Below are 17,824 nucleotides of genomic sequence, written 5' to 3' on the forward strand. Positions count from 1 at the left end.
GCGGCCGGAGTGACCTGGATCACAAGAATTCGGTACGGCGTACGGGTTTAACTCCGTATGCCGTACGGCTATATTTGAATGGCTACTCCGTACGAGGTACTGAGTTTCTGGGGGGATGGGGGCACGACTTGGACATCGCGATCCGCACCAGCGGACTGGTGAAGACCTACGGGAAACAGCGGGCACTGGACGGTCTCGACCTGGAGGTGCCCCACGGCACCGTCCACGGCCTGCTGGGGCCCAACGGCGCGGGCAAGACGACCGCGGTACGCACGCTCTCCACGCTGCTGCGCGCCGACGCCGGCCGGGCGGAGGTGGCCGGGTTCGACGTGGCGCGGGACGCCGACCGGGTCCGGCGCTCGATCGGGCTGCTCGGCCAGCACGCGGCGCTGGACGAGGTGCTGTCGGGACGGCAGAACCTGGAGCTGTTCGGACGCCTCCACCACCTGGGCGCCGGCACCGCCCGGGCCCGCGCCGCCGAACTGCTGGAACGGTTCGGCCTCGCCGACACCGGCGGCAAACCGGTCGCCGCCTACTCCGGCGGCATGCGCCGCCGCCTGGACCTGGCAGCCGCCCTCATCTGCGCGCCGACGGTGCTGTTCCTGGACGAGCCGACCACCGGCCTGGACCCGCGCGGGCGCAGCGAGGTCTGGGAGGCGGTGCGCGCCCTGGTCGCCGACGGTGCCACCGTCCTGCTCACCACCCAGTACCTGGAGGAGGCCGACCGGCTCGCCTCCCGCATCTCGGTGGTGGACCGGGGGCGGGTCACCGCCGAGGGCAGCCCGTCGGAGCTGAAGTCCCTGGTGGGCGGTGACCGGCTCGACCTGGTCGTCCGGGATGCCGCCGACCTGCCGGCCGCCGCCGTGCTGCTGGAACGCCTGGGCGCGTCACCCGCGGACACCGACCCCGACACCCGCCGCATCCGCGTGCCCGTCCGGGAGCGGACCAGGGCCCTCGCCGAGGCCCTGCACGCGCTGGAGGGCGCCGGCATCGCCGTCGAGGACGCCGCCGTGCGCCGCCCCACCCTCGACGAGGTCTTCCTGCACCTCACCGGACCGGAGAAGGAGAACCGCTCTTGACCAGCCTCGCCTGGGCCGCCGCCGACGGCTGGACCCTCACCCGCCGCGCGCTCCTGCACTGGGCGCGCCGGCCCGCCCAGCTCCTCACCGGCCTGCTGTTCCCGATCATGGTGCTGCTGCTGTTCGCCTACCTGCTCGGCGGCAGCATGGTCGTCCCGGGCGGCGGCGACTACAAGGAGTTCCTGCTGCCCGGCATGTTCGGCATGACCGTGGTCTTCGGGATCGAAGGCACCTTCACCGCGATCAGCACCGATGCGAAGAAGGGCGTCACCGACCGCTTCCGCACCCTGCCGATGGCACCGTCCGCGGTCGTCGTCGGCCGCCCCGCCACCGACCTGCTCAACTCCGTCGTCTCGCTCGCCGTCGTGATGGGCACTGGTCTGCTCATCGGCTGGTCCTGGCACGAGGGCGCCGCCAAGGCCCTGGCCGCCGTGGGGCTCCTGCTGTTGCTGCGCTTCGCGTTCCTGTGGGTGGGCATCCACCTCGGACTCGTGCTGTGCTCCCCGGAGGCCGTCGTGGCCCTGCAGGTCCTTGTCTGGCCCGTCGGGTTCCTCTCCGGCGCCTTCGCCCCGACCTCCGGCATGCCGGATGGCTCGCCGCCCTCGCCGAGTGGAACCCGCTCTCCTCCACCGTTGCCGCCACCCGCGAACTGTTCGGCAATCCGGGCTGGGGCGGCGACAGTTGGATCGCCCGGCACAGCGTCCTGACGGCGGTCCTCTGGCCGCTGCTGATCGTCGCGGTGTTCCTCCCCCTGTCGGTCCGCCGCTACCGCGGCCTCGACCGCTGACCGTTCCTCGCAGGCCCGCCCCGCTCGCACCACGCCCACTCACCGGCACCCGACCAGGAGCCCACTTGCCGCACCCCGCCACCCGCACCCCCGACCGCCGGCTCGTCGCGGAGCAGTCCCACGTCTCCGCGATGTACGCACTCCTCGACCGGCAGACGGCCGAGCTCCGCGACGAACTCGGGCGCCTCCTGAAGGCACCCGCCGAGGAGAGCGGCGGAGCGTACGCGCGCGACGCCGCCGCCGAGCACCTGACCGGACGGCTGCGCCGGCTCGAGGGCGCCGGGCAGGGACTGTGCTTCGGACGGATCGACCACGCCGACGGCACGGCCCTGCACATCGGGCGCCTCGGCCTGCACACCGACGACCGCGAACTCCCGCTGCTGGTCGACTGGCGCGCCGACGCCGCCCGCCCCTTCTACACCGCCACTCCCGTCCACCCCCTGGGCCTCCGCCGGCGCCGCCACCTGCGGCTCGAGGAACGCACGGTGCGCGAGATCAGCGACGAACTCCTCGACGGCACCCCACCCGCCCCGGACGACCTGGTCGCCGACGGCCCGCTGATCGCCGCCCTGGAGGCCCGGCGAACCGGCCGCATGGGCACGGCCGTCTCCACCCTCCAGGCCGAGCAGGACGCGATCGTCCGCTCCCCGCACCGCGGGGTGAGCGTGGTGCAGGGCGGACCGGGCACCGGAAAGACCGTGGTCGCCCTGCACCGCGCCGCCTACGCGCTGTACGCCTTCCCCCGGGCCGCCGAGCAGGGCGTGCTCGTCCTCGGCCCCAACACCCGCTTCCTCGACTACATCTCCCACGTGCTGCCCTCGCTCGGCGAGAACGACGTGGTCCTGGCCACCACCGCCGACCTCGCCGGCGTCCGGCCCACCGCCCACGCCCCGGCACCCGTCGCCCGGCTCAAGGGCACCGCCGTCATGGCCGAGGCCCTTGCCGCGCTGGTCCGCACCCGCCAGGCACCGGCCGGTGACTTCGCCGTACAGGTCGGCCAGGAGTGGATCCGCCTGGACCGGCACGAGGTCGCGGCAGCCAGAAACGAGGCGCTGCGCAGCGGCCTGGCCCACAACCGGGCCCGCGAGGTGTTCAAGGAGCAACTGGTCGACGCCGTCACCGACGCGGCGGCCCGCGCCACCACCGACACGCTGGAGCGCATCGATGCCGAGGTCGCCCGCGCCACCGGCCTCGACCTCGACCGCGCCACCCGGGCCGACCTGCGCAACCTCGGCTTCGACGGGCCCGCCACGGACGTCACCGACGAGATCGACCACGACGCCCTGCGCGCCGACCTCGCGCAGCGGGCCCAGGTCGACCACGCCGTCGACCGGCTCTGGCCGCGTCTGAGCGCCCGCACCCTCGTCGACGCCCTGCTCACCGACCCGGACGCGCTCGCCGCGCACCTGCCCGCCCTCAGCACGGCCGAGCTCGCCTGCCTGCTGCGTACGGCCGGAGGCCCGTGGACGGGCGCCGACCTGCCGCTGCTCGACGAGGCCGCCGCCCTGGTCGACGGCCCGCCCGAGCGCAGCTTCGGACACGTCGTCGTGGACGAGGCCCAGGAACTGAGCGCCATGCAGTGGCGCATGGTCCTCCGCCGCTGTCCCACCCGCTCGATGACCCTGGTCGGCGACTTCGCCCAGGCCGGACCCGCCGCCGACGCCCGCGACTGGACCGGGGCCCTCGCGCCCCACCTCGGCACCCGGTTCGCCCTGCACACCCTGACCGTCAGCTACCGCACCACCCAGGAGATCCTGGCCTCCACCCGCGACCTGCTCACCCGGATCGCACCCGACCAGACGCCCGCCGGCTCCATCCGTCACGGCGAGGTCCCCCGCACGGTCACCGCCCGGCCCCGGCCACTCGTCGAAGCTCTCGTCGCGGAGCTCCGGCACCAGGCCGAGCAGCACCCGGGCGACCTGCGCGCCGTGGTCTGCGCCGACCACCGGACGGTCGAGTTCGCGCAGGCCGGCGTCGACGGGTGGGCGACGATCGTGCCCGCTTCCGAGGCCCGCGGCCTGGAGTTCGACACCGTCCTCGTGGCCGGCCCCGACGAGATCACCACCGCCCGCCCCTGCGGCGAACGCGACCTCTACGTCGCCCTCACCCGGGCCACCAAACGTCTCGTCACCCTCGTGTGACGGTGAGGATGTGTCGTGGTGACGCTGTCGGCGGGTCTGACCCCTCGCCCGACTGACGTCTCGCCCCCGTCTGGGAAACATGCCTCGAGGGCGGCCGTACCCGAGTGACTGTCCGACGCCCGGTGGGAGTTGCTGAAACCCTCTGAGAGGACGTCCTCTCAGTGGTGCCCATGGCGCCGACGCGCCCGCGGAGTGGGGGCGGCGGCGCTACGGGACGTTCCAGGCGGCGATGCACGGCTGCCCGTCCTCGGTGGCCAGGAAGCTGAGGGTGCCCGGATGCGGGTGGCCGAGCAGTCGGCTGGCGGACGCGTCGAGGCCGAGCCAGCGCACGGTGAGGACGCGGGCGAGATGGCCGTGCGCGACGACGGCGACATCGCCGTCGCCCAGCAGCGGACGGATGCGGTCCAGCACCGCGTCCGTGCGCGCGGCCACCTGCTGGAGCTGCTCGCCGGGATGATCGGCGTCGCCGGGAACAACGCCGTCCCGCCACAGGTCCCAGTCCGGCCTCGACTCTCGGATCTGTTCGGCGGTCAGGCCCTCGTAGCCGCCGTAGTCCCATTCCAGCAGGTCGGGGTCGGGCTTGGCGCCGGTCAGGCCGGCCAACTCGGCCGTCCGCACGGCGCGGCTCAGCGGGCTGCTGAACACGGCGACCGGACGGCGTTGGGCCAGCCTCGGAGCGAGCGCCTCGGCGGCAGCCTCGCCCGCGGCGGTCAGCGGAACGTCGGTGCGGCCGGCATGCCGGCCCGACAGGCTCCATTCCGTCTGGCCGTGCCTGATCACTATCAGCTCACCCATAGCCGTGCACGCTATCTGACGACGCGTCCGCTCGTCAGCGGCCACTTCGCCGGGTACCCCCTGGGACGAAACACGGCCGAACACTTCCTCACCGACCTTCGAGTGGGATGGCGACCGAGGTGTCGACGGCCTTGAGCCCGAGGTTGCGGGCCGACCCGGACGAGGAGGTCTGACGCCGTCCGGGCGACGTTCGTCCTGTGTCAGCGCCCGGCGGTGGCCTCCGCGGGCGTGCCGGGGCGCAGCGGGTGCCGGACCCAGACGTTGGGTTCGACGTAGACCGCGCGGTCGTGGGCGAGGTCGACGTGCACGGGCACCAGGGCACCGGGTACCTCGGTGGCGCCGTCGCGGTCGAAGGGCAGGCCGGTCCACTGCCGCCACTGGGCGAGCGAGCCGCTGACGGTCATCGACGCCGGTGCGACCTTGACGATGCTGCCGCCGGCCTTCACGTGGACCCGCAGCCACGGGTCCTCCGGCAGTCCGTCCGCACGGGTTCGCGTGACGTACTCCTTCATGGGCAGCTGCGGCCGGAGGTGCTTGGCGGTCGGGCGGACGGGGGCGAGCAGCGCGGCGTGGCCCTGGCTCTCGGCGGCGCTTCGGAGGACGTGCAGCATGCGGTAGGACAGGCCGCGGCCGAGGTAGGCGGTGTCCACCGTGATCTCCAGGGCACTGGCCGCGGTCGGTGCGGCGGCGCGGCGCAGGTCGCGGAAGGCCCAGGACAGCACCCGGTCCCACCCCTGGTCGGGCGTCTCCTCGCGGCCCTCCGCGTGTGCGTCGAACGGGACGGCGAGGGCCCGCGCGACCACCCGGTCGCCGTCGGTCGCCACGGCGCAGTACTGGGGGAACTCGGCCACGACCCGGTCCAGCAGGGCGGAGGCCACCAGGTCGTGCGGGACGAACGCGGGCCAGGTCTCGTCGATCTCGTAGACCCGGGAGACCAGGTGCGGCCGCTCGGCCAGCGTGGTGATCGTCAGTGTGTCGGTGCTGTCGGTGCCTGTCACAGCCCGTCACCCTGTCATGGCCGCGCCCGCCGTTGCCACTTGTTTCCGCAGGCCGGCGCGATTCGGAGGGCGTGCCTCCCGTCACGGCCGGTCGACTCGGAAGTGGTAGCAGCCGTATTCGACGGCCCGCACGTGGACCTGGGTGGTCTCCGGGTCGGCGAAGGCCTCGGCGAGGGCCTGGTCGAAGGCTGCGTCGGCGTCCTCGGGCAGCTCCACCATGCGGCCGCCGGTGATGTGCCCGCGGCTGTCGTAGCGGCGGAAGGCCCGCAGGGCGCCGGGCCTGGCCCAGGGGTAGCCGGTGGCGTCCGGGGCGGGACCGCCGCAGTCCTGGGCGTGGATGAAGACCGGGCCCTGCTCGTCGTACGCCCCGGGCTCGGCGCCCGTCCGTGCCGCCCAGCGGCGCAGCGGCGCGTACGAGACGAGGGCGATCCGGTCTCCCTCGGTGCTCGGCCGCAGGCAGCAGCGGAGCGGGGCGCCGCCCTCCCCGTCCGGGTACGGGGTCATCGGCTGCCCGGCGTCGTCGCGGACGCGGAGCTGCTGCAGGACGGTCGGGGTGATGGGCTGCGGCCGGTAGGTGCTGGTCATGTGCGTCAGCATCGCGCGGTGGGGGCACGGGGTGCTGGCGGGATTCCGACAGCGCGTTCCGGGTCGGCCGGGGAATCGCCCCCGGTACGAACACCGGCGAGGCAGACTGGCAACAGGCACTGCTCCGCTCGCCGCCGCACTGCTGTCGCACCGCCGCCGATCCGCCGGACGTTGGGCCATCGATGGAAACCACACCGCAGGACCTGCTGGTCGTCGCCCTGGAGGCGAGGGCCGGTCGCCGTCCCGAACAGGGCGAGCTGTCGCTGGCGCTCGCCGGGGCCGAGCTGGTCGACCTCCTCGACGTCGGGGCCGTCCGGCTGGCCGACACCCGTATCCTGCCCCTCGGCCCGCCGGCCGTCACCGATCGGCTGCTGGCCGGGGCCGCGGCCGCGATCGTCCGGCAGCCGCCGTTCGAATCGGTGGAGGACTGGCTGTGGCGCCGGGGCCGCGGTCTCGCGGCGGCCTACGCGGCCGAACTCCGGGCCGAAGGGCAGAGCCGTCACCACCGCTTCCACCGGAGGCAGGCGGAGGGTGGCGGGGCGGTACCGGCCGATGCGCCCGAGCGCCGTGCGGCAGTGGACCGTTGGGCGTCGCGCGAGCCCGTGCTCGCGGCCCTCGGGGCAGCCGTCGGCATCGACGACCCGCCGCCGGGCGACCAGCCGGACATCGCCGACGACGCCGTGGCGACCGTGCTCGCCGCGGTCAACGACGCGGTCAGGGAACTGGACGCCGTACGGCAGCGCCGTGCGATCGAGGAAGCGGCCTTCAACAACATCTGGCGCGGCGCGGTCGGCTGACGCCGGCCCGATGGTCGCAGGGCGGGTCGAATCGCCGTGCCGAGGTCGAATTCCCCTGCAGACTTGGGGGTATGACCTCCTCTTCGCCGGGCGTCGCCCCGGAGCCGTCCGCCTGCCCCGAACCGACCCGCGCCGACGAGATCGTGGCCTGTCTGCGGCGTGCGGCGGACGAGTCGGGACTCTCCCTGCCCGCGCCGGACCCGCAGCAGTCGTACCACGCCGCCTTCGAGGATGCCGATGGGCGCAGGGTGGCCGTGCATGCTTTCCGCGAGGACGGGGACTACCTGGTGCGCTGCCGGAAGCAGGGTGCCTGGCTGGCCAACGGGCGGACGGCGGACCCGGCGGCGGCGGTCAGGGCCGTGACGGCCTGGATGGGCGGTGCGGACCTCGAACAGACCCGGGCCGCCGCCCCGTTCGTCCACTTCGGCGACTGGGCCGTCGCGCACGAACGCGAGCCGCTCCCTCCCGTCGAGTTGGCCTGGTGGCACAGGCTCGACCACTTCCTGTTCATGCCGCCACGACAGGGCCGGGAGGCCCGTTCCCATGCGCTGCTGAAGGCCGCCCACGCCCACCCGAGGCTGCGCCGGCTGACGCCGGTCACCAGCCACTACATGCTCTGGTTCTCCACCCGCGGCGAGTTCCCGTACGAGCGGGTCGGGCACTCCGTCGACCCGCTGCGCGACGGGTCGTACCTCGTCCGCGCCATCGGCGGCGCGGACGTCGCCACCACCGCGACCCCGGAGGAGGCCGTCGCCCTGGTGGTCGCCGCACTCCCCGAGGACTGCGACCCGGCGCGATAGCCCGCTCCCTCGGCGTCAGTGACCGGCGAGTTCCGCGAGTCTGCGGGCGAAAGTGGCTCGCTCGGGCTCGTTGCCGACGAGGGCGAGGGCGGCCCGGTAGGCGGCGGCCGCCTCGGTGGTGCGGCCCAGTCGGCGCAGCAGGTCGGCCCGTGCCGCGGGGAGCAGGTGGTAGCCGCGCAGTTCCTCGGCATCGGCGAGTCCGTCCAGCAGGGTGAGGCCCGCCTCGGGGCCGTCGCGCATGGCGACGGCCACGGCCCGGTTCAGTGCGACGAGCGGGGACGGGTCGATCTGCTGCAGCACGTCGTAGAGGGCGGCGATCTGCGGCCAGTCGGTGGTCTCGAAGTCCGCCGCCTCGTCGTGCAGTGCCGCGATCGCCGCCTGCACCGCGTACGGTCCGACGCCCGGTCCGGTCAGGGCGGGTACGAGGAGGCGCTGCCCCTCGGCGATGAGGTCGGCGTCCCACAGGGTGCGGTCCTGGTCCTCGAGCAGCACCTGGCTGCCTGCCTCGTCGGTCCTGGCGGCGCGCCGGGCGTCGGTGAGGAGGAGCAGTGCGAGCAGCCCGGTCACCTCGCGTTCTGCGGGGAGCAGCCGGTGGAGGATCCGGGCGAGCCGGACGGCCTCGTCGGCCAGGCCGGGGCGCAGCAGGTCGTCGCCGGAGCTGGCTGCGTACCCCTCGGTGAAGACGAGGTAGACGACCCGGAGGACGCTGGGCAGGCGCGAGGGCAGTTCGTCGGGCTCCGGGACGCGGAACGGGATGCGCGCGGTGCGGATCTTGCGTTTGGCGCGCACGATGCGCTGGGCCATCGTCGCGGTGGGCACCAGGAAGGCCCGGGCGACCTCGGGTGTGGTCAGGCCCGCGAGGAAGCGCAGGGTCAGTGCGGTGCGTGCCTCCGGCGAGAGCGCGGGGTGGCAGCAGGTGAAGAACAGTTGCAGGCGTTCGTCGGGGATGTCGTCGAAGCCCGGCTCGGCGGGCAGAGCGGCGGCGGCCCGGTCGCTCTCCACCTGCAGCACGGCCAGCCGCTCCGCGTAGGCGCGGTCGCGCCGGAGCCGGTCGACGGCCTTGCGGCGTGCCGTGGTGAGCAGCCAGGCGAGTGGTTTGTCCGGTACCCCGTCGACCGGCCAGCGTTCCAGGGCGGCCTCGATCGCCTCGGAGGCGGTCTCCTCGGCGAGGTCGAGGTCACCGAACCGGGCGGCGAGCAAAGCGAGCAGCCGGCTCCGGTCCTCGCGGAACACCGCCTCCACGGAGCGGGCCGCTCGCTGCTCGTTCACGGCCGGTTCGGCTCCCAGACCGTGCGGACCTCGACGGTGCCGTGCCGGGCGCCGGGGCACCGGGCCGCCCAGTCGAGCGCGGCGTCGAGGTCGGGGACGTCGAGCAGGTAGTAGCCGCCGACGATCTCCCGGGTCTCGGCGAAGGGCCCGTCGGTCACCACGCGCTCACCGTCCACCCGGACGCGCACGGTGGTGGCGTTCGAGAGGTCCAGGGCGTTGCCGTCGAGCTTGACGCCGGCATCGGAGACGGCCTTCTCGAACGCCATGAACTCCTCCACGGTCGGGCCTTCGGCGGGCCGCTCGTCGGTGGAGTCGGGCGACGGGGTGTTGATCAGCAGCAGGTACTTCACGGTGCGCTCCTGGTAGGTCGGGTCGGTAGTGCAGGTATGACGAACGGGCGGCGGAGGAATCGACAGGCCGACCGAAGAATCCTGTCGCGAATTCCGGGCGACGACCGGGAGGACCGCCGGCGCAGCACCGCTCCTCGCCGGTGCCGCCCTCGGCGCCTGCTGACAGTGCCCGCCCCTATGCTGCGCGGCATGCCACTCGACGACACGCTGTACGAACGGATGGGCGAGCCGGACTTCTGGCCGCGGTACCTCTTCGAGGACGGCTGGGACGGCGAGGACTCGGACGAGGAGGACGACGAGGACGCAGTGGAGGCCCACCGGGCGGAGTTCGGCCTCGGTGACGGGCCGTCGCTGGTGCTCGACGTGGAGCTGGACAACGAGTACGTCGGGCTGGGGCTGCGGCTTCCCGGGCAGGGCGAGCCGGTGGAGCTGGGGTGGGACGACCAGGCGCACTTCCATCCGCATGTGATGCGCTGGGCCGAGCTGGAACTGCTGGCGCGGGCGTTCGCTCTGCACGATCCGGCGCTGCGGCACCCCGGTCCGGTGCTGGCGCTGCTGGCCCGGTTCGTGATGCTGGACGAGGGGGACACCGCGGACGTGATCACGCCGCTGGTCGACGCCGCGTTCGGGCTCGTGCGGCCCGGTGGCGAGGCACCCGGCGGGGCAGGGGTGCGGGCGGAGACCCGGGACTGGTTCGAGCTGCGCGATCTGCGGGGCACCGGGCTGACGTGGACGGACGAGGGCCGGCGGTCGGCGGTCAGCCAGCCCGACGATCCGAGGACGATCCGGCCGCTGTACTCGCTGCGGCAGCCGGGGGCGGAGGACTTCCCGTTCGAGGGCTGGGGCGAGCTGCTGGCACGGGCGGCGGAGCTGGTGGGCACGGTGGCCTCCGATCCGGCGCTGGACGGCCCGGGCGTGCGGGCGGCGCTGAAGCGCTGCACGGGAGCGCGGGGGTACGGCGCGGTCGGCGGGCTGGCGGACGCGCTGAGGGCGGCCGGGTACGGAGGTTTCGGCGCCGAGGTGCTGCTGCGCGCGCTGGAGACGCCGGTGAGCCGGGCCGAGGCGTGCTGGGCGGTGGAGACGCTCGCCGGGCTCGCACCGGGCACGGTGGTCCGCCGCTGGTTCGGCCGCAGCCCGCTGACGGACGCCCGGTACTGGGACCTGCTGCTCACCCTCCCCGCCGATGTACCGGGGGCCGCGGCCCATGCGATGGACGACGCGCTGCGGGCAGCCGGCCTGGGCTGGGCGGAGATCGTCGGCAGCACCTCGACGAAGGGCCCGGACGGCACTTACCGGACCGTGTCCACCACGGTCGACATCCGGGTACGGGACTCGCTGGAGCGGGGCGTGGCCGCGGTGGCCGAGGTGCTGCGACGGTTCGACGCGGCGAGCACGGCCGAACTACGACACGAGGCCGCCCCGTACGAGAGGATCGCACTGGACTGAACCGGCCCCGTTCCGCCGGGCCAGGGGTGGCAGCGCCCGCTACCACGTCCCGACCCGGCCGCGCGGGCCCGACGGGTGATCTTCCTGCGGGTCGGTGGCCGGCGGGCCGGGTGTCGGGGCATTCGCTGCCGATACTGCGGGCATGAGACACGCCCGCCCGACGTTTTTGCTGCGCCTCGCCGCCGCCACCACGGTCACCGCGCTCGTCGCCATCGGTACCCCGGCCGTGGCCGCCGGCGGCCTGTCGGGCGACGGCGGCCACCGCCGATCCTGTGTCATCTCCCGCCTGCCCAAGGGCGGTCCGGCCCGCGAGATCCTGCGGATCGCCGAGCAGGCGAAGGCGGAGCTGGACCTCAAGTCCGTGATCCTGCGGGTCACCGCCGACGGGCGCGAGGTCGTCACCGCCGCGCTCGGCGAGTCCATGACCGGGGTCCCGGCGGAGCCCGCCATGCACTTCCGGAACGGCAACATCGCCATCAGCTACATGGGCACGGCACTCCTGCGGCTCGCCGACCAGGGCAGGGTCGGCCTCGACGACCCCGTCTCCCGCTGGCTGCCCGACCTTCCGGACGGCGAGCTGATCACCCTGCGCATGCTGGCCGACTCCACCACCGGCCTGCGCGACTACGTCACCACCCCCGGCTTCCCCGAGGCCGTCGCCGCGGACCCGTTCCGCCACTGGACGCCCGAGGAACTGGTGGCCATCTCGACCGGCCAGGAACGCTGGTACGACCCGGGCACCAACTGGAGCTACTCGCACGCCAACTTCGTCCTCCTCGGTGTCGCCCTGGAGAGGATCACCGGGACCCGGCTGGACGTCCTGCTCCAGCGGCTGATCATGGGCCCGCTCGGGCTGCGTGAGACCCGCAACAGCTTCACGCCCGACATCCCGACGCCCGTCCTGCACGCCTTCACCGCCGACCGCGGGACGTACGAGGAGTCCACCTTCTGGAACCCCTCGTGGACCACGGCCCCCGGTGCGGTGCAGACCACCGACATCTGCGACCTGGCCCGTTCGGCCGTCGGCATCGGGTCGGGCGAGCTGCTCTCCGCGTCCGCCTACCGGGAACTGCTGAACCCGGGGACGGTGGGGCTCGGCCGTCCCACCGACACGTGCCCCGCCGGCGTCTGCATCCCGAACACCGAAGCCACCCACTACGGCATGGGTGTGATCGTCCTGGACGACTGGATCTCCCAGCACCCGCTCTTCTTCGGCTACTCCGCCTCGATGGACTACCTCCCCTCCGAGCGGCTGGCCATCGCGGTCTCGACCACCCAGGGCCCCACCGCCCCGGCCGGGCACACCGCCCACACCATCGCCCAACGCATCGCCGCCGCACTCTCCCCGGACCACCCCATCCCCAACTACCCCTGACCGACGCCCGCAGGGCGGCAGCGAGAATCGAGGGCTCCAGGGCCACCTGAAACGCCGTCGTACGCGGCCTCCACGGGCCCTCGGACGCGATTCGGCGGCGGTCTGCGGCCCCGCGGCCGACCGCTCCCGGCCAGGCGCCCGGCTGCCCGCCGGCACGCACGAGGCGGGCTTCCGGGGCGGGGTGACGGCCGCGGTCAACGCGTACGCGAGGAGCCTGCGCCTGCTGGGCCCGGCAGATGCGGATCTCGGCAGCGACCGGGTCTGCGAGGGCCTGACGGCGATCGTGTCGGTGAAGGTGGACCGTCCCGAGTTCCACGGCCCCCCGCACTACGACGTGCTGGGCGGCGACGCCGTACGCGCCTGCGTCGGACAGGCGGTCCGGGAACACCTGCCCGGCTGGCTGGAGCAGCACCCCGAGCAGGCCGCAGCCGTCCTCGACCGGATCGTCCGCGGCACCCGCCGGAACTGACGGGAGAGCAGGAGTCTCGCCGTGGTCAGTACCCGGTGCCGCCGAGGCGGGTGCGGCGCTCGCCGGTGACCTGTGAGGCCGGGAGGCGTCCGGCTTTGGAGGTACCGGTCAGGGTGTCGCCGGCGAGCTTCACGGCGAAGGCAAGGTTGAGCCGCAGGGGCCTGGTGACGGCCTGCGTCCAGGTGAGCCGGTCGCCGTCGAGGGCGAGGTCGCCGAGCGGTACTTCTTCTCCGGCCCCGCGGGCGGTGCCGGCCAGGACGCCGTCCTGCTGTCGGATGTCAACCACGGCCTTGATCCTTCCGATGGGGGTGGAGATGACCAGGTCCCAGGTGCCTTCGACGGACATGCCGTTGTTCTTCCTCACGGTGCGGGGACGGGCGGAGTTGTACGGGATCGGGCGCCTGGTCAGAATCCGACGGGCTCCGGGCCGCGGGCGCACCAGACGGTGCCGCGGCGCTCGTAGGCGAAGAGCTCTTCGACGGCGTGGGCGATCTGCGGGCCGAGCTCGCGCTCCAGCAGGTAGAGGCCCAGGTCGAGGCCCGAGGTGACGCCGGCGCCGGTGACCAGGTCGCCGTCGTCGACGACTCGGGCGTTCACCGCGTGGGCGCCGGTGGCGTCGAGCATGTCCAGTCCGAGATGGTGGGTCGTTGCGCGGCGCCCCTCCAGCAGGCCGGCCATGGCGAGGACGAGGGAGCCGCCGCACACGGTGCCGACCAGGACCTCGGGGTTGTCCATCGCCTCCTTCAGGAGGGCGGGCAGGCCGGTGGTCAGCGTGCGGCCGAGCAGCACGGGGATGGGTTCGTCCTCCTGCGGCCCCACTGCTCCCGCGTCCTGGTCGGGCACCTCGTCGGGCTCGCCGACGCGACCGGAGGCTCCGGGGACGAGGACGAGTCCCGGACGCCGGGGGTCGAGGGCGGCGGTGGCGCGCAGCGCCAGCCCGCCGGTGCCGCTGACCACCTCGCGCGGTCCCTCGGCGGTGACGAGCTCGACGGTCACCGCGCCAGCGGAGGCGGTGCCGCCGGCGTGCAGGACCTCGTAGGGGGCGATGACGTCGAGCGGATCGAAGCCGTCGAACAGGACGATCTGGGCGTGCATGGTGGGCCTTTCGGGGGCGTGGCAGGTTCGGCCTCGGCCGGGTACGCCCCGAACGTATTCGGCTTCCGCGCCCGCTCCCAGTGGCAGTAGTGACTGCTTCCGACGGAAAATTGCCAGTCGGGTCGGCAGGGCTGTCGAGCTGGGAAGAACCGGGTCTCCCGGCGGGCGGCGGCGGGTGGGTCCGTCCGGCGGGGAGGTAGGTTCTGGCCATGCACACCGTCGCCGTTCTCGCGCTGGACCAGGTGATTCCGTTCGACCTGTCCACCCCGATCGAGGTCTTCGGCCGCACCCGGCTGCCCGACGGCCGACCCGGCTACCGGGTGCGGGTGTGCGCCGAGCAGCCGGAGGTCGACGCCGGTGCCTTCACGCTGCGCGCGCCGTGGGGGCTGGACGGGCTGAAGGGGGCGGACACGATCGTCGTGCCCGGGACGGCCGCGGCGGCGGACCCGCTGTCGCCCGCCGTCCGGGACGCGCTGCGGGCCGCCGCCGCGGAGGGCACCCGCATCGCCTCCATCTGCTCGGGCACCTTCCCGCTGGCCGCCACCGGTCTGCTCGACGGGCTCCGGGCCACCACCCACTGGATCGCGGCCGACCTCCTGGCCGCCGCCCATCCGGACGTCGAGGTCGACCCGGACGTCCTGTACGTCGACAACGGGCAGATCCTCACCTCGGCGGGCGCCGCGGCGGGGCTGGACCTGTGCCTGCACATGATCCGCCGTGACTACGGCTCGGCGGTCGCCGCCGACGCCGCCCGGCTGTCCGTCATGCCACTCGAACGCGAGGGCGGGCAGGCGCAGTTCATCGTCCACGACTATGCGCCCAGCCCTCAGGGCGCCACCCTCGAACCGCTGCTCGCGTGGCTGGACGACAACCTCGGCCGCGACCTGGCGCTCGCCGACATCGCCGCCCGGGCCGGGACGAGCACCCGGACGCTGATCCGCCGCTTCCGCGAGCAGACCGGCACCACCCCGCTCCAGTGGGTCCACCGGGCCCGCATCCGCCGGGCGCAGCACCTGCTGGAGACCACCGACCATTCCGTCGAACGCATCGCCGCCCAGGTCGGGTTCGGTTCGCCGACCGCGTTCCGCGACCGCTTCAAGCGCACCGCCGGCGTCAGCCCGCACGCCTACCGCCGCACCTTCGGCTGAGGCCCGCGTCCGTCCGTCCCCGGTCAGAGCCAGACCGCGGCACCCGCCCATGCGGCCACCACCGCAAGGATCAGGAGAACGAGGTTGAGTCCGGCCGGTGTTCGGCCGCCGTCAGAACGGCGGACAGTCGGTCCAACTCCCGTGGCTGCTGAACGATACCGCCGGTTCGGGCCGGTGAAGGACCGCCACGGCGTCCTTGATGCGGCCGAGTTCGACGAGCTGCGCGGCGAGGGCGTTGCGGTTGGCCGAGGGGTGCTCCTCCAGCAGTGCGACGGCCTCCTCCGCTCGGCCGGCGTCGGCCAGCAGTTTCGCCACGCTCCACGCCGCGTACCAGGTGTTCGCCTCGGGATGCGCCCGTGCCTCCTCGATCGCCTGCTCCCGGCGGCCCAGGGCTGTGAGGAGCGGCAACCGGCACCGGAAGTACTCCCAATCCTCGGCTCCGCGACGGGCCTTGAGGCCGTCGAGGTACGCCAGGCCGTCCTCGGCACGGCCGTGGTCGGCGTACAGCCCGCACAGCATGTCGACGATCCAGTCGTCCGCGCCGACGGGCCCGTCGGCCAGGGCCAGCATCACGTCGATCGCCTCGGTGCCTCGGCCGTGTCGGCCCAGGAGCAGCGCAAGCTGGACGGCCGAGCTCACCGGGCAGGTCGACGAGTCGTCGGCGTGCTGCCGGTACACCTCGATCGCGCCGTTCAGGTCGCCGCGATCCTCGAGCAGTTCGGCGAGGCGCCGGACAGCGTGCCCGAGGTGCTCGGTCGCCGCGTACTGCCGGAGTTCTTCGAGGCGGTTGTGGCGGGCCAGCAGATCGGCAAGCTGGTCGCGGTTGTTGACCGAGGTGATCTCGCGGGTGTGCAGCAGGGCGATCGCCTCGTCGACCCGCCCCTGCCGCTCCCGGATTCCGGCGAGCAGGCCGACGGCATTCGAGGGCTCGATGTTCCGGCAGTCGCACGGATTGCCGCACCGGCGCGGCGTTTCGATGCGGGCGGCCAGCAGCGCGGCGGCCTCCTCGTCACGGTCGGCGTCGGCGGCCACGTCGACCAGGGCAGTGGCCAGGAACCAGTCCTCGAGGTGCGGGCGCAGCAGGTCGAACGCCTCCTCGCCCCGGCCGTGCCGGGCGAGCAGCCGCGCGAAGTACTGCAGGGCCGAACGGTCCCCGGCCTCCGCGTACGGGCGGGCCAGTGCGACCGCCTCCTCGGCCCGCCCCCGGCGCTCGAGCAGCCCGGCCACGGTCTCGGCGGCCTGCCACCAGCCCGTGGCGACGTACGGGGCCAGCATCTCCAGGGCCTCGTCCCGCCGGTCCTGCCCGTCGAGAATCCGCACCCACTCCCTGACGCAGGACCAGTCGCCGCCGCGGGCCTGCAGCTCCACCTCCCCGACGTGCCCGAGTTCGACCAGTCGGGAAACCAGCTCCGGGGGAATCCATCCGCCGGCCCTCGTTCGTTCGCGGTAGTCGAGATCTTCAGCGTCCACGGTCCCGAACCGTAGCCGCCCCCTCCGACACCCGCCCCGATCCGGCGGCGGGCGTTCGGCGTGGCATTCAGTGCGGTCGCAGGCCGTCGAAGACGACTTCGTAGATCCGCTCGCGGGCTGACGGGTCCGCGGGGAGTTGTTCCATGGTGGCGCCGGTGCCGACCAGGAGGGCGAGCAGCTCCGGCAGGCCCAGGTCCGGGCGGACGGCCCCGGTTTGCTGGGCTCCGGACAGGAGGTCGGCCAGCTGGGTCCGCATGGCCGTGGTCGACTCCTGGAGGGAGGCGTGGACGTCCACTCCGGCTGCGGCGAGCGCCCGGACGAACTCGTTCTTGCCCGCGGACTGCTCGACCACCAGGCGGAAGCATGCGAAGAAGGCCTCGGCGGGTTCGGCCTCGGCGGCCAGCTGCGCGGTGCGGGCCGTGATGGTCTCCAGTCTGCGCACCATCACCGCCTCCAGCAGCGCCTCCTTGGTGGGGAAGTGCCGGAAGAGCGTGCCGACCCCGACGCCGGCGGCGCGGGCGATCTCCTCGGTCGGCACGCCGACGCCGCGGGTGGTGAACACCTCTGTGGCGGCGTCCAGCAGTTTGGCCCGGTTCCGGGCCGCGTCCGCCCGCAGCGGCCGCTCCGGAGCATCGCTCATCCCGCTCGTTCCCTTTCCGTGCACGGCGGACCACCCCTGGACAACCGGAGCCGCCAGTCCGTATCGTTTGAAACGGAGTCGCCAGTCCGATTCTAGCGACGTCTGTCGATGGGGGTTGATCATGTCCGAAACGCTGTCGCCGCGCGACGTCTTCCTCGAACTGCTCGAGGGCATCACCACGGGGCGGTTCTCCGAGCTGGCCCGGCTCTACGCCGAGGACGCCGTGGTGGAGACCGTCTTCGAACCGGTCGGGCCGCGCCGGATCGAGGGGCGCGCCGCACTCGACGAGCGGTTCGCCGCGGTCGCCGCGCACTCGCCCCTGGAACTCCGGGCCGCGAACGTGGTGGTCCGGGAGACCGACGACCCGGAGGTGGTCGTCGCCGAGTTCGACTACCACGTGCACCACCGCACCACCGGCAGGACCTTCGAGGCCGCCAACATCCAGGTCCTGCGGGTCCGCGACGGACTGATCGTCCACAGCCGGGACTTCCACGACCACCTGGCCCTCACCACGGCCGGCGGCAACCTGCCGCAGCTCGTCGCCGCCCTCGAGGGCCGCTAGCCGGGAACTTGCCGAAAG

General features: G+C 73.6%; 18 protein-coding genes and 1 pseudogene. 10 read left to right on the forward strand and 9 right to left on the reverse strand.

Going from position 1 to position 17,824, the window contains the following annotated elements; translation table 11 throughout:
- The first annotated feature begins 128 nt into the window (after positions 1-128).
- From ACQ614_RS02630 to ACQ614_RS02640, 3 genes and pseudogenes are all read left to right on the forward strand, one after another.
- Entirely contained in the window at positions 129-1,079 is a 951-nt protein-coding gene (locus tag ACQ614_RS02630; protein ID WP_431676509.1) for an ATP-binding cassette domain-containing protein, read from the forward strand.
- A pseudogene (locus ACQ614_RS02635) lies at positions 1,076-1,866 on the forward strand (ABC transporter permease). Before ACQ614_RS02630 ends, ACQ614_RS02635 begins: the two are co-directional and overlap by 4 nt.
- A gap of 131 nt (positions 1,867-1,997) precedes the next feature.
- Positions 1,998-4,007, forward strand: a complete 2,010-nt coding sequence (locus tag ACQ614_RS02640; RefSeq protein WP_431683808.1) for a HelD family protein — start codon at positions 1,998-2,000, stop codon at positions 4,005-4,007.
- A gap of 207 nt (positions 4,008-4,214) precedes the next feature.
- On the opposite strand, the gene ACQ614_RS02645 is transcribed toward ACQ614_RS02640, so the two are convergent.
- The 3 genes from ACQ614_RS02645 to ACQ614_RS02655 form a co-directional block, all read right to left on the reverse strand.
- Positions 4,215-4,802 carry a histidine phosphatase family protein gene (locus ACQ614_RS02645; protein ID WP_431676510.1) on the reverse strand — a complete coding sequence of 196 codons (588 nt, stop codon included), beginning with the start codon at positions 4,800-4,802 and terminating at the stop codon, positions 4,215-4,217.
- A 200-nt stretch (positions 4,803-5,002) separates the two neighbouring features.
- Entirely contained in the window at positions 5,003-5,800 is a 798-nt protein-coding gene (locus ACQ614_RS02650; protein ID WP_431676511.1) for an N-acetyltransferase, read from the reverse strand.
- 81 nt (positions 5,801-5,881) lie between these two features.
- The gene (locus ACQ614_RS02655) at positions 5,882-6,385 is read right to left on the reverse strand and encodes a DUF1203 domain-containing protein (RefSeq protein ID WP_431676512.1); all 504 of its coding nucleotides are present in this window, start codon (positions 6,383-6,385) and stop codon (positions 5,882-5,884) included.
- A gap of 182 nt (positions 6,386-6,567) precedes the next feature.
- Here ACQ614_RS02655 and ACQ614_RS02660 point away from each other — a divergent pair, with 182 nt between their 5' ends.
- Both ACQ614_RS02660 and ACQ614_RS02665 read left to right on the forward strand, forming a co-directional pair.
- Positions 6,568-7,182, forward strand: coding sequence for a GPP34 family phosphoprotein (locus ACQ614_RS02660; protein ID WP_431676513.1), 615 nt, complete (start codon positions 6,568-6,570; stop codon positions 7,180-7,182).
- A gap of 71 nt (positions 7,183-7,253) precedes the next feature.
- On the forward strand, positions 7,254-7,982 hold the full coding sequence (locus tag ACQ614_RS02665) for a DUF6193 family natural product biosynthesis protein (protein ID WP_431676514.1): 729 nt from the start codon (positions 7,254-7,256) through the stop codon (positions 7,980-7,982).
- Positions 7,983-7,997: 15 nt separating this feature from the next.
- Here ACQ614_RS02665 and ACQ614_RS02670 read toward each other — a convergent pair whose 3' ends face one another.
- Both ACQ614_RS02670 and ACQ614_RS02675 read right to left on the reverse strand, forming a co-directional pair.
- The gene (locus tag ACQ614_RS02670; RefSeq protein WP_431676515.1) at positions 7,998-9,251 is read right to left on the reverse strand and encodes an RNA polymerase sigma factor; all 1,254 of its coding nucleotides are present in this window, start codon (positions 9,249-9,251) and stop codon (positions 7,998-8,000) included.
- The gene (locus ACQ614_RS02675; RefSeq protein WP_431676516.1) at positions 9,248-9,601 is read right to left on the reverse strand and encodes a YciI family protein; all 354 of its coding nucleotides are present in this window, start codon (positions 9,599-9,601) and stop codon (positions 9,248-9,250) included. The genes ACQ614_RS02670 and ACQ614_RS02675 overlap by 4 nt, the downstream gene beginning before the upstream one ends.
- A 189-nt stretch (positions 9,602-9,790) precedes the next feature.
- On the opposite strand from ACQ614_RS02675, the gene ACQ614_RS02680 reads away from it, so the two are divergent.
- From ACQ614_RS02680 to ACQ614_RS02690, 3 genes are all read left to right on the forward strand, one after another.
- Positions 9,791-11,047 (forward strand): hypothetical protein, encoded by a 1,257-nt coding sequence (locus ACQ614_RS02680; protein WP_431676517.1) that lies wholly within the window; start codon positions 9,791-9,793, stop codon positions 11,045-11,047.
- A gap of 142 nt (positions 11,048-11,189) precedes the next feature.
- Positions 11,190-12,422: a serine hydrolase domain-containing protein gene (locus ACQ614_RS02685; protein ID WP_431676518.1), complete on the forward strand. Its 1,233-nt coding sequence runs from the start codon at positions 11,190-11,192 to the stop codon at positions 12,420-12,422.
- Between the two features lie 142 nt (positions 12,423-12,564).
- Positions 12,565-12,891 carry a hypothetical protein gene (locus ACQ614_RS02690; RefSeq protein WP_431683809.1) on the forward strand — a complete coding sequence of 109 codons (327 nt, stop codon included), beginning with the start codon at positions 12,565-12,567 and terminating at the stop codon, positions 12,889-12,891.
- A gap of 25 nt (positions 12,892-12,916) precedes the next feature.
- Here the strand turns inward: ACQ614_RS02690 and ACQ614_RS02695 are convergent, their stop codons facing one another.
- Both ACQ614_RS02695 and ACQ614_RS02700 read right to left on the reverse strand, forming a co-directional pair.
- Positions 12,917-13,237: a hypothetical protein gene (locus ACQ614_RS02695; RefSeq protein WP_431676519.1), complete on the reverse strand. Its 321-nt coding sequence runs from the start codon at positions 13,235-13,237 to the stop codon at positions 12,917-12,919.
- A 59-nt stretch (positions 13,238-13,296) separates the two neighbouring features.
- Positions 13,297-13,986, reverse strand: coding sequence for a DJ-1/PfpI family protein (locus tag ACQ614_RS02700; RefSeq protein ID WP_431676520.1), 690 nt, complete (start codon positions 13,984-13,986; stop codon positions 13,297-13,299).
- A 209-nt stretch (positions 13,987-14,195) separates the two neighbouring features.
- Here ACQ614_RS02700 and ACQ614_RS02705 point away from each other — a divergent pair, with 209 nt between their 5' ends.
- Positions 14,196-15,134 (forward strand): GlxA family transcriptional regulator, encoded by a 939-nt coding sequence (locus tag ACQ614_RS02705; protein ID WP_431676521.1) that lies wholly within the window; start codon positions 14,196-14,198, stop codon positions 15,132-15,134.
- Between the two features lie 111 nt (positions 15,135-15,245).
- Here ACQ614_RS02705 and ACQ614_RS02710 read toward each other — a convergent pair whose 3' ends face one another.
- Both ACQ614_RS02710 and ACQ614_RS02715 read right to left on the reverse strand, forming a co-directional pair.
- Positions 15,246-16,604, reverse strand: a complete 1,359-nt coding sequence (locus tag ACQ614_RS02710; RefSeq protein WP_431676522.1) for a hypothetical protein — start codon at positions 16,602-16,604, stop codon at positions 15,246-15,248.
- 67 nt (positions 16,605-16,671) lie between these two features.
- Positions 16,672-17,244: a TetR/AcrR family transcriptional regulator gene (locus ACQ614_RS02715; RefSeq protein ID WP_431676523.1), complete on the reverse strand. Its 573-nt coding sequence runs from the start codon at positions 17,242-17,244 to the stop codon at positions 16,672-16,674.
- 121 nt (positions 17,245-17,365) lie between these two features.
- Here ACQ614_RS02715 and ACQ614_RS02720 point away from each other — a divergent pair, with 121 nt between their 5' ends.
- Positions 17,366-17,806: a nuclear transport factor 2 family protein gene (locus ACQ614_RS02720; protein ID WP_431676524.1), complete on the forward strand. Its 441-nt coding sequence runs from the start codon at positions 17,366-17,368 to the stop codon at positions 17,804-17,806.
- The last annotated feature ends 18 nt before the right edge of the window (positions 17,807-17,824 follow it).

It is taken from the genome of Kitasatospora dryopteridis, assembly GCF_050749075.1.
Classification (GTDB): Bacteria; Actinomycetota; Actinomycetes; order Streptomycetales; family Streptomycetaceae; genus Kitasatospora.